This window comes from Roseofilum halophilum BLCC-M91, assembly GCF_030068445.1.
In the GTDB taxonomy this organism is placed as follows: Bacteria; Cyanobacteriota; Cyanobacteriia; order Cyanobacteriales; family Desertifilaceae; genus Roseofilum; species Roseofilum halophilum.
The window spans coordinates 1-14,458 of the sequence record NZ_JAQPOK010000153.1; the positions used below are offsets into that span (position 1 = coordinate 1).

General features: G+C 46.8%; 13 protein-coding genes. 5 read left to right on the forward strand and 8 right to left on the reverse strand.

The genetic code is table 11. The features are described from left to right. The first annotated feature begins 198 nt into the window (after positions 1-198). Positions 199-1,245: an adenosine deaminase gene (locus PJF56_RS19695; RefSeq protein WP_283764418.1), complete on the forward strand. Its 1,047-nt coding sequence runs from the start codon at positions 199-201 to the stop codon at positions 1,243-1,245. Between the two features lie 503 nt (positions 1,246-1,748). Here PJF56_RS19695 and psb27 read toward each other — a convergent pair. From psb27 to pstS, 5 genes are all read right to left on the reverse strand, one after another. Next, the gene (gene psb27 / locus PJF56_RS19700; RefSeq protein ID WP_283764419.1) at positions 1,749-2,147 is read right to left on the reverse strand and encodes a photosystem II protein Psb27; all 399 of its coding nucleotides are present in this window, start codon (positions 2,145-2,147) and stop codon (positions 1,749-1,751) included. A gap of 101 nt (positions 2,148-2,248) precedes the next feature. Further along, entirely contained in the window at positions 2,249-3,067 is an 819-nt protein-coding gene (gene pstB / locus PJF56_RS19705; RefSeq protein ID WP_283764420.1) for a phosphate ABC transporter ATP-binding protein PstB, read from the reverse strand. A gap of 40 nt (positions 3,068-3,107) precedes the next feature. Continuing rightward, entirely contained in the window at positions 3,108-4,004 is an 897-nt protein-coding gene (gene pstA, locus PJF56_RS19710; RefSeq protein ID WP_283764421.1) for a phosphate ABC transporter permease PstA, read from the reverse strand. A 144-nt stretch (positions 4,005-4,148) separates the two neighbouring features. Beyond that, positions 4,149-5,099 (reverse strand): phosphate ABC transporter permease subunit PstC, encoded by a 951-nt coding sequence (gene pstC, locus PJF56_RS19715; RefSeq protein WP_283764422.1) that lies wholly within the window; start codon positions 5,097-5,099, stop codon positions 4,149-4,151. An 83-nt stretch (positions 5,100-5,182) separates the two neighbouring features. Then, positions 5,183-6,310 carry a phosphate ABC transporter substrate-binding protein PstS gene (gene pstS / locus PJF56_RS19720; protein WP_283764423.1) on the reverse strand — a complete coding sequence of 376 codons (1,128 nt, stop codon included), beginning with the start codon at positions 6,308-6,310 and terminating at the stop codon, positions 5,183-5,185. 754 nt (positions 6,311-7,064) lie between these two features. On the opposite strand from pstS, the gene PJF56_RS19725 reads away from it, so the two are divergent. After that, complete coding sequence (locus tag PJF56_RS19725; RefSeq protein WP_283764424.1) at positions 7,065-9,734, forward strand: sensor domain-containing protein; 2,670 nt, start codon at positions 7,065-7,067, stop codon at positions 9,732-9,734. Here the strand turns inward: PJF56_RS19725 and PJF56_RS19730 are convergent. From PJF56_RS19730 to PJF56_RS19740, 3 genes are all read right to left on the reverse strand, one after another. Then, on the reverse strand, positions 9,700-10,683 hold the full coding sequence (locus PJF56_RS19730) for a GntR family transcriptional regulator (protein ID WP_283764425.1): 984 nt from the start codon (positions 10,681-10,683) through the stop codon (positions 9,700-9,702). The genes PJF56_RS19725 and PJF56_RS19730 overlap by 35 nt on opposite strands. A gap of 191 nt (positions 10,684-10,874) precedes the next feature. Then, positions 10,875-11,234 (reverse strand): HepT-like ribonuclease domain-containing protein, encoded by a 360-nt coding sequence (locus PJF56_RS19735; RefSeq protein WP_283764426.1) that lies wholly within the window; start codon positions 11,232-11,234, stop codon positions 10,875-10,877. Then, on the reverse strand, positions 11,206-11,550 hold the full coding sequence (locus tag PJF56_RS19740; protein WP_283764427.1) for a nucleotidyltransferase family protein: 345 nt from the start codon (positions 11,548-11,550) through the stop codon (positions 11,206-11,208). Before PJF56_RS19740 ends, PJF56_RS19735 begins: the two co-directional genes overlap by 29 nt. A 197-nt stretch (positions 11,551-11,747) precedes the next feature. Here PJF56_RS19740 and PJF56_RS19745 point away from each other — a divergent pair, with 197 nt between their 5' ends. The 3 genes from PJF56_RS19745 to PJF56_RS19755 all read left to right on the forward strand — a co-directional run bounded on the left by PJF56_RS19745 (position 11,748) and on the right by PJF56_RS19755 (position 14,415). After that, positions 11,748-12,497 (forward strand): dienelactone hydrolase family protein, encoded by a 750-nt coding sequence (locus tag PJF56_RS19745; protein ID WP_283764428.1) that lies wholly within the window; start codon positions 11,748-11,750, stop codon positions 12,495-12,497. A 17-nt stretch (positions 12,498-12,514) separates the two neighbouring features. Next, on the forward strand, positions 12,515-13,426 hold the full coding sequence (locus PJF56_RS19750) for a S1 RNA-binding domain-containing protein (protein WP_283764429.1): 912 nt from the start codon (positions 12,515-12,517) through the stop codon (positions 13,424-13,426). 101 nt (positions 13,427-13,527) lie between these two features. Beyond that, complete coding sequence (locus PJF56_RS19755; RefSeq protein WP_283764430.1) at positions 13,528-14,415, forward strand: Tab2/Atab2 family RNA-binding protein; 888 nt, start codon at positions 13,528-13,530, stop codon at positions 14,413-14,415. The last annotated feature ends 43 nt before the right edge of the window (positions 14,416-14,458 follow it).

Sequence of the window (14,458 nt, forward strand, 5' to 3'; positions counted from 1 at the left end):
TAGGGCATACGGGAACTTTTGGGATAGACCCAATAAACGCTTGGGGAGAGAATACCTCTACTTTTTCAGAAGTGATTTTGTCTAAGCAAGTAATCTCAATGAACCAAGAATCCCCGTCTCTTTAGAGCGGGGAGTGTCAACATAGGAGATAGAACATTTTTCAACCCTATCGATCGCAGATGTTAAGAGGTTCTCCCTGTGGCTCTTTATGCTGAACTCCACCGACACTTAGGTGGTTCGGTTGTCCCTCGCATTCTCTGGCGCTACTTTCACCGTAGCGGCTCAGAATGGTCTGAGCAGTTTCCTGATTATCCTGAGTTTGAAAATTTCTATACCCGTCCCCGGAAAACCTTAGATGAATATTTGGAACTCCATACCTTAGTGGAGAAAACGCAAACCTTAGAAACCTTGCCCTATTTTATTTATCGCTTGATTCGCGGGGCCTATGTGTTTGAAAATTTAGCCTATTTAGAATTGCGATATACGCCTTACCTGCGGACTCCAGAGGAGTATAGCCAGAGCGATCGCATCGATCGCATGGCAGCGATTGTGGAAGCCGTGGGTCAGGCGAGCCAAAATCATAACTATAGTATTATTACCAGCCAGATTCTCTGTACCCATTCCCGTCTCCCCTATGAGGTGAACCGGGCAATTGTCGAACTGGCGGCGCAAATGCCCGAATATGTGTGTGGGATTGATATTGCCGGGGGAGATGCCCATTATGGCGATCGCCTGCCCGAACTGATTAAACTCTATGAATATGGGCGATCTTTGGGTCTCAAAACCACCGGACACCTCTACGAAACCCGCGAAGGCTGCTATCCGGAACTGCTTCCCTACCTGATGCGGATCGGCCACGGGATTCAAATTCCCCTCCACTATCCCCACCTCTTACCCCAACTCGCTCGGCAAGGGCAATGTTTAGAAGTCTGTCCCACCACCTACCTGAAAACCGGAACCCTAGACGACTTACACGAGCTGAAAATCGTCTTCGATCGCTGTTTTGAGGCTGGGGTAGACATCGCCATCTGTACCGATAACGCCGGACTCCATAACATGCGTTTGCCCTTTGAATACGAAAACCTACTCACCCTAGACATCATTGACTTTGAGCAACTCCAAGCCTGTCAAGATGCCTCATTCCGCCATGCCTTTGCTTGGCCGTATCCTGAACATCCCGCTTCTTTGTTAACCGGACTCTTGCAAAGCGAAGTCAAGCCCGATTTAACCCCAGCCTTAACCTAGAAGTAATGATATCAAATCCGCTTGAATACCATAATTAAAAATGTAGGGAGCAAGATGCTCCCACTCCAGTAATATCAAATCATTGAGGGAGTGCGGGCATCTTGCCCGCTAGTTTAACTCATTTTCATGTCCGCGAAGGGGAAACACCATAATTAAAAATGTAGGGAGCGAGACGCTCCCACTCCAGTAATATCAACCGATTCCAGGAGGGCGGGCATCTTGCCCGCTTCTTGAATCCCATTTTCATGTCCGCTTGCGGAAACCGGACTTAATATAATGAGTAAAACTGGGTTTCTCTAGGGAAAAACGGTTTACCTAAATTAAAAATCTAGGGAGCGAGACGCTCCCATTCCAGTAATATCAACCGATTCCAGGAGGGCGGGCATCTTGCCCGCTTCTTGAATCCCATTTTCATGTCCGCTTGCGGAAACTGGACTTAATATAATGAGTAAAACTGGGTTTCTCTAGGGAAAAACGGTTTACCTATTACCTATTACCCGTCATTAGGTTCCCCGCTTAAGGGCTGCTTCCACCTGGCGCAACTCCTGATTTATCCGTTTTTTCAGTTTCTCTGGAACTGGACGATTGGGATAGGAACTATAATGTCCTGCCAAGCTATTCAGGGCTGTGCGGATAGTCGTGAACGAGGTTAAAGTAGACACCGACTTATCGCGACGATAGCGAGAGGCATATTGATTAATCAGCTCCCTAGCCTCGGCTTGAGCCTCAGCCTTATTGGGAGCATCTTCAGGGAGTTCGATCGCCGTGCGGAGGCTATCGACCATATTCAACGTATCTTGAGAATAGTTGCCTGTAATGACAGAAGGGGTGCTGGAACATCCAACCAAACCCACGATCGCCACCAAAATCAGGGGTAGCAATCTGGCAAAAAATCGCTTCATAAGGATCATCAAAAACTGCATCATTGAGATTTACTCGTCAGACGATCCTATCGTGAATGGGGACATTGGCGATCGCGGGGTAATAATTAATCATGATAGTTTTAACCAAACCGTCCACTGACATACTGCTGAGTAGCTTCTTCTTGGGGATTTTGGAAAATATCTTCCGTGTTGTCATATTCGACTAAATACCCAAACCGTTTGCCCCCTTCGATCGCCTTAGCATTAAAAAATGCGGTCATATCGGAAACACGGGAAGCCTGTTGCATGTTGTGGGTGACAATCACAATGGTGTAATTTTCCTTCAGCTCATGAATCAACTCTTCCACTTTTAGGGTAGAGATGGGATCGAGGGAAGCACAGGGTTCATCCATGAGTACCACATCCGGGTTAATAGCCACCGTGCGAGCAATACATAAGCGCTGTTGTTGTCCACCAGAGAGGGCAAACCCACTTTGATGCATTTTATCTTTGACTTCATCCCACAGGGCTGCTTGACGGAGCGATCGCTCCACAATTTCCTCAATATCCGCCTTAGACTTAGCCAACCCATTAATCCGCACCCCATAGGCAATATTGTCATAAATCGACTTGGGGAAAGGATTAGGTTTTTGAAACACCATCCCGATCCGTCGGCGCACTTCTACCGCGTCAACATTACTCTCATATAAACTTTGGTCATGATAAAAAATACGCCCCTCCAACTTAAAAATGGGGATCAAGTCATTCAGGCGATTAAAGCATCGTAAAATCGTACTTTTTCCACATCCAGATGGGCCAATAAAGGCCGTCACGCGGTTTTTGGGAATGTCCATAGACACATCCCGAACAGCCTTAAAATCGCCGTAAAAGATACTAACATTGTCGGTTCTCAGAACCGTTTCCGTTTGATTTAGAACAGTTGAGTCTGGATTGGTCATGGGATTTCCTCATGGTTGAGAGCAATTCACTCACCCTGGCCTAAAATTGACTTTGGCGGGTGGCTAATCGGGCAATAATACTACTGATTAAAACCAAAAAAACTAAAACTAAAGAGGCTGCCCAAGCTAATTCTTGAAGCTTGAGATCGAAACTGGTCGAAAAGTTGTAAACCAGCACAGCTAAGGAAGGAGTCGGAGACATTAATCCTCTGGGCCAAAAATTGGAACTGAGGGCCGTAAATAGTAGGGGAGCCGTTTCTCCAGAAGCGCGGGCAACCGCTAGGGTGACTCCGGTTAAAATGGCAGGGAGGGCGGCAGGTAAAACGACTTTAAGGACAGTTTGATAATTGGACGCGCCCACACCAACGGATGCCCAGCGAATATCCTGGGGTACAATTTTCAGGGCTTCATCGGTTGTCCGAATAATTGTCGGCAGCATTAGCACGGAGAGAGCCACCCCTCCCGCAAAGGCAGAAAAGGTTCCTGTGGTTAAAACCACGAGACTATAGGCGAAGACCCCGGCAATAATGGAGGGGACACCACTGAGAACATTGGTGGCAAAGCGAATCGAGCGAGCCACTTGGCGAGCGGTTTGGCTACTGAAGCTAAATTCAGACAGATAAACGGCAGCCAATACGCCAATGGGGACGGCGATGACGCTGGCAATGCCGACGGTGATAAAGGTTCCGAGGATAGCGTTGGCAATTCCTCCTCCGGTTTGGCCGGCTGCTGGGGGCAGTTGGGTGAATAGGCTTAGACTTAGGCGGGAGCCTCCTTTGATCATCACATAGATTAAGACCGCAAACAGGGGCAAGACGGTGAGTCCGATGCAAATCCCCGAAAGGGTTGTCATGGCGATGTCAAATATCTCTCTGGGGCGGCTCTTGTCTCGGATCAGAGTTCGGGCGAGGGACTGGGATTCTGTAGAAGGGTTCATGATGTCAGGGGATGGGGGAGTGGGGGAGTTCTCAAGGGAATGATTTTAAGATTCGAGTGGGCAAGACACGGGGAAACGGGGACACGGGGACACGGAGAATGGGGGAATATTACCCATTACCCATTACCCATTACCGATTACCCATTAGTCATATTTGGCTTTGACTTGGTTGACAATCCATTCAGCCATGATGTTGACGACTAGGGTGAGAACCATGAGAATTAAGCCCGCGTACATGAGGGCGGAAACTTGGAGTCCGGAGGCTTCGGGAAATTGGTTAGCCATTAAGGAGGCGATGGTATTGCCGGGGGCTAAGATGGATAGCCTCATTTGGTTGGAGTTGCCGATGAGCATGGTGGCAGCCATGGTTTCTCCCATGGCTCGACCGAGGGCTAACATGATGCCGCCGACGATACCGGAGAAGGCTGCTGGGAGGAGAACCCGAAAAATGGTGATCCATCGGGTTGCACCGAGTCCGAGGGAGGCTTGACGCAGCTCTGGGGGTAGGCTGGCGAGGGAGTCACGGGCGATCGCCGTAATAATCGGTAAAATCATAATCGACAGGACTAAACCGGCCGGTAACATGCCTGGGCCCGCTAGGGGGGTGCTAAAGAGGGGAAACCAGCCAAAGTTATCATGCAAAAAGTCGCCAATGGGTTTGAGGATGGGAATCAGGACGAAAATCCCCCATAACCCGTACACCACACTGGGAATAGCCGCCAGCAGTTCCACGAGAAAGACTAAAACGGTGCGGATATTGACGGGAATAAAGTCTTCACTGAGGAAAACGGCGGTTCCCAGACCGAGGGGTACGGCAATGGAGAGGGCAATGGCGGAACTCATCATGGTTCCGTAGATCATTGGCCAAATGCCATATTGGTCTTCAACTGGGTTCCAGGCACTCTGGAAGAGGAAACCCACGCCAAATTCTTGCAAAGCTGAGATCGCACCCTGGCCGACGGTGAGGATAATAACGATCAGGATGGCGGCAATGGATAGGGCAAAAATAAAGGTGAGGCCGATAAAGCCTTGGTCTAGTTTTTTTTCTAAATCTGAGCGCGATCGCCCGGATTCAGTGTTTGCTACAGATACCATAGAATAACATCAATCATAAGGGTCAAGTTAAGAGGTAGGAGCAAGGGTTTTCTTACTCCTACCAGCACAAGAAACTAAACCATCTATTTCACTTCGATGGTGTATTCTGGGCTAATCGTATCGGCAAGTTCAGCCACTTTCTGGCGCACGTTATCGGGTAAGGGGATATAACCCAAATCGGAACTAATGGCTTGTCCCTCATTTAAGCCATACTCAATCACGGCTTCTAGGGACTTAGCAATTTCTGGATCGTCGTATTGCTGATAGGCCAGCAACCAAGTATAGGTGACAATGGGATAGGAGTCTTCCCCTTCTGGGTTGGTGACGAATGCCCGCAGGTTTGCTGGCAACTCTACTGCGCCTAAAGCGATGGACGCGGCTTCATCGGAAGGATAGATAAAGTTACCCGATTTATTTTCTAGGGATGCCATATTCAAGCCAGCGCTTTTGGCAAATCCTTGCTCTAGATAACCAATGGCTCCTTCGGTTTGGCGAATTTGGGCAGCAACTCCATCATTTTTGGCTCCCCCAATACCCACGGGCCATTCTACGGTTTTGCCTTCACCGACTTGGTTTTTCCACTTTTCGCTCATGGCGCTGAGGTTTTTGGTGAATACACCGGTGGTTCCGCTACCGTCTGAGCGATAAACGACGGTGATATTGCTATCGGGAAGGTCAACACCGGGGTTGGCTGCGGCAATTTGGGGGTCATTCCATTTGGTGATGTTCCCTAGGAGGATGTCTACCAAAGCCTCTTGGGTTAAGTTCAGTTCATCCACACCGGGCAGGTTATAGGCCATTACCACGCTTCCGGCGGTCATGGGGAGCATCAAAACGCCCCGGTCAACTTCGGCTATTTCTTCGTCTTTCATGGCCACGTCACTGGCTCCGAAGTTAACCAAGTTTTGCATAAATCGTTCTACCCCAGCCCCACTACCGACAGATTGATAGTCTACTTGTAGGTTAGGGGTGGCGTTACTAAAGTCCAGAAACCAACGTTGGTAAATGGGGGCTGGAAAAGAAGCGCCTGCTCCCGTTAAACTGGTGTTGCCCGCTAGGGCTAATTTGCTGGTTGATTTGGTATCTGAGCCACCTGTGGTGCTTCCCACTTGGGTTGTGTTCTCGCCAGCACAGGAGGCTAGGGTTAGGGCACTCAGGGCTGCGATCGCTAGGGAAAGACGGTTACGCTTGCAGTTAGACAGAGAAAACATAGGAGATACAAGGTTTAGATTAGGCCAATCTTCAGTTTACGAGAAGATGTTGATTGCAGATTAACCTTTTATGGTAATTTTTTGGTTAAGATTAGGTAAAATAAATATTAACAAATCTTTATTTTAAGAATAATTTATAATTCTTTGATATCCGTTGAGAAGCCTATCCAACCTAGCATATTGTCATGTCTTTTTTGAGAATTGATAGAAAAAATAATCTTTTTTGTTGTTATTTGGTTGTCTGTTTCTCAGTGCAAGAAAATTCAATTTAATTGCCATTAATATTCAGTAAATTCTCAAAAAAGAACCATAAGATAGGCAATAAAAATTGAAGTTTAGACTCAAGGGGATTGATCCCTGGCGATCGAATCTTCGATATGGGAGTCTCTATCCATAAATCATTATAATAGATTTTTTTCTATGATAATAACTAGATAAATCTAGGGCTAAACTCAAGTCTAGCAAAAAAATTTGTAATTTATGTATCATTTGATATGATTATAAGGAACAGGAGAATCATAGGTGAAAAAATAAATTGTCGCCAATGGGTTTGAGTAAACTGACTCAGGATCGTGGTTTTGACGCTCAGATCGGTATCAAGCCATAACCACTCAACCGGTTGGGAGAATTGGATGTCGCTCAATCTTTAGTGTTACTTGAATGAATACCCTGGATATTCTCCTGAAAGCGGTTCACTCGAACAGAGTTGGCCGTATTTGATAATTGATTCCAAAGTTCCATAAGGATTGTCGCAGTGCAGCAACATCTTCAGCAAATTCAGAAACCCCCCCTACAAACTAGCTCCTTTCATTGGCAAGAGCGTTCTATGACAAGTGACCCCAATCATCTGGAACGGTTTTTTGACTTATCCCTAGAACTGCTGTGTCTGATTGACTTTCAGGGAGTCCTCAAAAGCCTGAATCCTGCCTGGAAAACGATATTGGGATATAGCCCAGAAGAATTATATGACCGGAAGTTCCTGGACTTTATCCATCCCCAAGACCAACAACGCACTCGTTTAGGGTTGAAGCAATTAATTTTAGGGCAACCGAGTCTTTATGTAGAAAATCGATGTTGCTCTCAAGATGGCTCCTATCGATGGATTGGTTGGACTGCGGTTGCTTATCCAGATGAGGGATTAGTTTATGCAGTGGGTCGGGATATGACTCATCATAAGCAGGTGGAAGCTGAATTACACTCACGTTTACAGCAACAAGCGGCGGTTTCAGAGCTGAGTCAGAAGGCTTTAACCGATCGCAATCTAGATACTCTGATGCAAAAGGCAGTGGAGTTAGTCCGTCAAACTCTATCGGTAGACTGTAGTGCGATTTTGGAACTGTTGCCCAATCATCAGGCCCTGTTCCTAAGAGCAGGGGTGGGTTGGCAAGCTGAATTGGTGGGTCAAGCGACGTTGAGCGCCCGGAGTAATTGTCATGCAGGGTATACTTTATCGCAAGGTAAACCGGTTATTGTGGAGGATTTACGGGTAGAAACTCGCTTTAGTGGTTCTCCTCTGTTACATAATCATCGGCTGGTTTCCGGAATTGGTGCGATTATTTCAGATCTTCCGGGTTCTGAGGGGCCGTTTGGGGTCTTAAGTGTGTACGCGAGAGAGTCTCGCAAGTTTACTCAAGATGATGTATCGTTTTTACAAACGATCGCCAATGTGCTGACGAGCGTGATGACTCGCTTGCAAGCTCAAGAGCAATTACATCTGATGGAGCGGGCGATCGCCTCTAGCAATAATGGCATGATTATTACCGATGCGACGCGATCGGATAATCCAATTGTTTATGTCAATCCAGCCTTTGAAGAGATTACGGGCTATTCTCTCAAGGAGGTCGTCGGTCACAACTGCCGTTTTCTGCAAGGCAGTTACCAGAATCAAACGGCTCTGGGTGAAATTCGTGAAGCCATTGAACAAGCCAGAGAATGCCATGTGGTGCTGCAAAATGTGCGTAAAGATGGTCAACTGTTTTGGAATGAGCTGCATATTTCGCCGGTATTTAATCCCCAGGGTCACCTCACCCACTTTATCGGCATTCAAACCGATATTAGCGATCGCAAACAAGCCCAAGCCCAACTCGAACATAACGCCTTTTACGATCATCTCACCAATCTGGCCAACCGGGCCCGATTCATCGAATACCTACAACAAGCCATTGAGCAAACCCAAAAAGACCCCCATTATCAGTTTGCGGTCTTATTTCTGGATTTAGATGGGTTTAAGAACATCAATGATAGTCTGGGTCACTTGGTGGGAGACTTATTGTTAGTGGCGATCGCCCGTCGTCTCGAAAACTGCCTACGTCCGAGGGATCTACTCGCCCGACTCGGAGGGGATGAATTTACCATCTTCTTGGATAATATTCACAATCTCCAAGATGCTACCAAAGTCGCCCAAAGAGTTTTAAAGAAACTCTCCCATCCCTTCAACCTGAATGGCCATGAAGTCTTTGCCAATACCAGCATCGGTATTACCTTAAGCACAATTGGATATGACCAACCGGGGGACATCCTCAGAGATGCGGACTTAGCCATGTACCAGGCAAAAACCGCCGGTAAAGGGCGCTATGCCGTCTTTAATACCCTTCTGCATACCCAAGCCGTTAACCGCCTAAAACTCGAAACCGACCTCAGAGGAGCCATCGAGCGCCAGCAATTGCAAGTTTATTATCAACCGATTATCGAATTAGCAACCGGCCAATTGACGGGTTTTGAATCCCTTCTGCGGTGGCAGCATCCCGAATTGGGGTTCGTTTCTCCGGCTGAATTTATTCCCATTGCTGAAGAAACAGGATTCATTTTACCCATTGGGACTTGGGTGCTAGAGCAAGCCTGTCAGCAATTGCATCTTTGGAATCTCCAATTCCCCGATCGCCGCCCACTGACTATGAATGTGAATCTCTCGGTGAAACAATTCGCCCAACCCGATTTAATTGAACAAATCGATCGCATTCTAGAGAAAACCCAGATTGAGGGGCAATGTCTGAAACTAGAAATTACGGAAAGTGTGATTATGGATAATTCTAAAGTTGCCAATCTCATTTTCCAACAACTCAAAGCCCGTCAGATCCGACTCTGTATTGATGATTTTGGTACAGGCTATTCTTCCTTGAGCTATCTCTATCGTTTCCCCGTGCATACCCTGAAAATTGACCGCAGTTTTCTGACTAATTTGGAATCCAAAGCTTCATCCCAATATCGAGAAATCATTCAAGCGGTGATTGATTTAGGTCATAACTTAGGGATGGATATTGTAGCTGAAGGGATTGAAACAATTGAACAGCATAAACTGCTGCAACAATTTAGCTGTGAATATGGTCAAGGTTATTTTTACTCCTTACCGATGCCCGTAGAAGCAATAACAGAATTATTAGGATCAAGACTTAATCTAAACCCAGTTCTCGTTTCAGGCGATTAATGGAGGATTCATCGATATAACTGTCAGTTTGAATTAACCGAGGGGGGCGGATAATATCTTCTCTGGCTGCTTGCAGAGCGGCTTTCACTGCGTCATAACTGGAGACATCGCTGACTATATATTGAACGGTTCTCACCATGGCATTGAGTTTATAATGGTCATCCCGATGGGCCGTCATCACCAATACATCATCGCCGCGCAAACTATGAATAATCACTTCCACGGCGCGTAAAATGCCATAGGATAGACTAACGACTCCGAAATATGTCCCTTTAGGTAATCCTTTGACTAACTCGACTTCCGGAGCATAATCATAGATTTCCACTGGAACCACCCGTGCGGATTTGGGTGCAGCAATCTTTTCCGCATCGCCAAAAAAATAGCGACTGGTGACGACGGTTGCCGATCGCGTATGATTTAAGAGATCGTCTAACTCTTCTAAGGGAACTAACTGTACGGGGGTATGCAAAGCGGCTTGTAACTCTTCCATCATCAGTTGTCCCACCCCAATATCATTGGCGGGAGCTGTAACTAAAACCCTAGCACTACAGCGTAAACGCCAATCAATTTCAGTTAAAAAGAGTTCCCGCGCTTCATGGAGAGAGCAGCCTTGCTGAATGAGCTGATTGAGACTATCTTGGACAATGGATTGAGCTTGGGGATAGGTTTGCAGAAGTTGAGATTTATACTGAGTCAGGAACCCTTGTCCCTGCTGGCGCACATAAATGCCTGAGCCAGCTTGAGCCTCGACTAATCCGGTTTCTTCGAGTTGGCGATAGACCTTGCTAATGGTGTTGCGATGTAAACCGGTTTGCATGGCTAAGGCACGGGTACTGGGCAATTGGGAGCCAGGAGGGTATTGACCAGAGGCGATCGCAAAGCGTAATTGATTAAATAACTGATTAGAAGCCGGAATGTCACTCTCTGGCTGAATCTGAAACTTGACCATATACCCAGACTTACCCCCATAATGTCATTGATTTCTAGTATAGAGTGCTTCGTGCTAGGAGTGGGGAATAAACGGTTGGGTGGGCAAGAGCTGACGAGAGAATTGAAAATTTGCCGCCATAGACTTGCCTTCTCAAGGTAGGGAGAAACCCGGTTTCTTGGTTGGGGGCGATCGCTTTGTCTATGTCTACCTTAGAGTTGAGGCGATTCGCGATCGTCTTCTACCCGTAAGAGCAGTTTGATATTCTGGAGCAGCTCAGGTATATCTGTTTGAGTGACTCTCCAAACTCGCTGAATGTTAATCTGTCGGTAGTCATGAACGCATTTATCGCGCATTCCAGAAATTTGTTTCCAGGGAATCTGAGGATTTTGTTCGCGAATTTCAGCAGAGAGTTGTTTGACAGCTTCACCTATAATCGTGATACCGTATAGCACGGCATTTTGAGTTTTTATATCCGTTGCGAAGCTCGATTCATCCATTCCAGCAACGAATGTCAAAATATCTGTACCAAATTTCTCTACATCAAGCAGATAAGAGAGATCGCGATTCATAAATTACCTGAGCCGTGTTCAATATTTCTTCCCGACGAAGCCAGTTGAAATCATCTTCTACAGTGTTTTTTTCAACTAAATCGACCTGGCGCTGTAGCCAATCTTCCAGAGATTGTTCCAGTCCAACAAAACCCAGCAAACTCAGATGACAATCGGGAGAGAAGGTTACCAGCATATCAATATCGCTCTGAGAATGAAAGTCATCGCGCAGGATAGATCCAAATAAGGAAAGTTCGGTAATCTGGCAGTTTTGGCAAAATTCTGCCAGTTGTGTGGGAGTAATGCCCAGCCGTTGATAGAGAGTTTGTATATTCATGGGTTTTAGATTTATTCTACACCCCTTGTCAGCTTTCTTGGCGATCGCATGGAGTTAGAAACCGGGTTTCTATGAGGATCTTGGCTGGTGTTCTCAAGGTAGGGAGGAACCCGGTTTCTTGGTTGGGGGCGATCGCTATTGCTCAGATGTATCCTATTTCCCTTAAAATTGGAAAGACGCAACATTTTCCAGCAATTATGACCGATTTAACCATACAATCCACCCCTGTACAAGTGCCCAATGGCGACTTACTCATCGATGCCTATCTAGCTGAACCCACCACACCCGGCCCCCATCCGGGGGTGGTGGTGGTACAGGAGATTTTTGGCGTAAATGAACACATTCGGGATGTAACCGATCGCATCGCTAAAGAGGGCTATATTGCCATTGCTCCGGCAATCTATCAGCGTCTGGCTCCCGGTTTTGAAGCCGGTTATACCCCAGAGGATATTAAAATTGGGCGTGAATATAAGGTGAAAACGAAGGCCGATGAACTGCTCAGTGATATTCAGGCCACCTTAGAGTATCTGAAAACCCGACCCAATCTCAAATCGGGAGGTTTTGGGGCGATCGGATTTTGCTTTGGCGGCCATGTAGTGTATTTAACCGCAATTCTGGAGGATATCAAGGCCACAGCCTCCTTCTATGGAGCGGGAATTGCCACTCTGACTCCAGGAGGGGGCGCACCCACGGTTACTCGAACTCCGGAGATTCAGGGGACAATCCACTGCTTTTTTGGCAATGAGGATGCCAGTATTCCCAGTTCGGAAGTCGAGCAAATTGAAGCCGCGTTAACGGATGCTGGGGTTTCTCATCAAATTTTCCGGTACGATGGAGCCGATCATGGCTTTTTCTGCGATCGCCGTGGTAGTTATAATGCAGAAGCGGCTACTGATGCCTGGGCTAAAGTGAAAAACTTGTTTCACTCCCAACTTCAGGCCTCTTAATTTCTCAGACCCTAGTTATGAACCCTGAATCTAAACCCGCTTCTGAAACTCCCTCTTCCATTGGCTTTTCCCAAGATGATTTTGCCCAAGCCTTGCAAGAGCATGACTATACCTTCCAAAAAGGACAAACGGTACGCGGTCGGGTGGCCGTCCATTCTCCAGAGGGAGCCTATATTGAAATTGGGGGCAAGTCTACTGCCTTTGTGCCCATACAAGAGGCAGCCTTGAGCAGTGTCGTCGATCTGTCTACGGTTCTGCCTCTGAATGAGGAATTAGACTTTCTGATTACTCGCGAACAAAACGAAGAGGGACAAGTAACGCTCTCCCGTCGCCAACTGGAAATCCAGCGCATTTGGGATACCCTGCTGGAAAAACAGGAGGATGAACAGGCGCTGCAAGTCCGGGTTACCGGGAGTAATAAAGGTGGTGTGACAGTGGATGTGATGGGACTTAGGGGTTTTATCCCGCGATCGCATCTGAGCCAACGGGATAACCTCAATGCTCTCAAGGGGGAAACCCTAACAGTTGCCTTTCTGGAAGTGAACCCAGACACTCGTAAATTGGTGCTTTCTGAGCGCCTAGCCACCCAAGCGGCAACGTTTAGTCAGTTGGAAGTCGGTCAACTGGTTGAAGGGCGAATTGCGAATATTAAACCCTTTGGTTTATTTGTCGATTTGGGCAATACCACAGGACTGATTCATATTAAGCAAATTAGCCAAAGTTATATTGATGCCCTCTCCAGTCATTTTTCTATTGGTCAATCGATTAAATCCATTATTATTAGTATTGATGAAGGAAAAGGACGGATTTCTTTGTCTACTCGCATTTTGGAAAATTATCCCGGAGAGCTGTTAGAAAATATGGAGGAAGTCATGGCCAGTGCTGCGGCTCGTCGAGAACGGGCGGTTAAATCTTTGCCCGATGCTTAGACTCGTATTTTTTAGTTGCTCTGGTAGGAGGAAGCCGTTATGCTCTCTACCTCCTACTTGGGTCTACTCTACATTTGGACATTTATCGGTTAGTTGATTCCATGAAAACCATTTGGGAACTCGATTTTTACTCCCGCCCCATTCTAGATGAGAATAATAAAAAAGTTTGGGAAATTCTGATTTGTGAAACCCCATCATCGATCGCCACCGATCCCGAAAGTCTATTTCGGTATTCGCGGTTTTGCTCTAGTAAAAACGTGAACTCAGGAGAATTGAAGGCTGCCCTGGTAGAAGCGATGGAACAAGCCAAGACTCGGCCCAACAAAATTCGCTTCTTTCGTCGGCAAATGAATAACATGATCGTCAAAGCTTGTCAGGATTTGGCCATTCCCTCGGCTCCTAGTCGCCGCACGTTGAGCCTGTATCAGTGGATGCAGCAAAGAGAACAGGAAGTGTATCCCCAAGAAGCCGGTTATGATGCTAAGGCGGCTTCTTCGCCTTCTGTAAAATATGAATCGGCGATCGCCCAACCCCTCCCGGATGCGATCCTGGGTCAAAAATGGGCCCTGGTTAGCCTAGAAGCCCAAGCCTTTGCGGAACTACCCGAATGGGATATTGCCTTTGAAGAGTCTTTTCCCTTAAGTCCGTTTGACTTGTCCGCAACAACCCAGATTCCTGGGATTATCCTCTTTTCCTCCCGTGCCATTCCCATGGCGGGATGGATGTCTGGCCTAGAATTAGCCTGTCTTAAAATTATGGCAAGTAACTCAAAGGATAAAAAGAACTCCAAATTATTACTAGAAACAGGAGTGAATGAAAGTTGGATTTTGTCCAACCTGAATACTCCCCAATTACTCAAGGAAGGAGAAAACTTTGAACAGGCGAAAAAGCAAGCTCAAGGGGTTCATTTTCTGGCCATCCAGTCGAATCCAGAATCAGAATCTTTTGCGGGATTTTGGTTGATGCAAGAAGTGCCTTCCCAGAATTAAAGGCAAAAGGGAGTGGGGAGTTGCTCCCCTTGCTCCCCGTTCG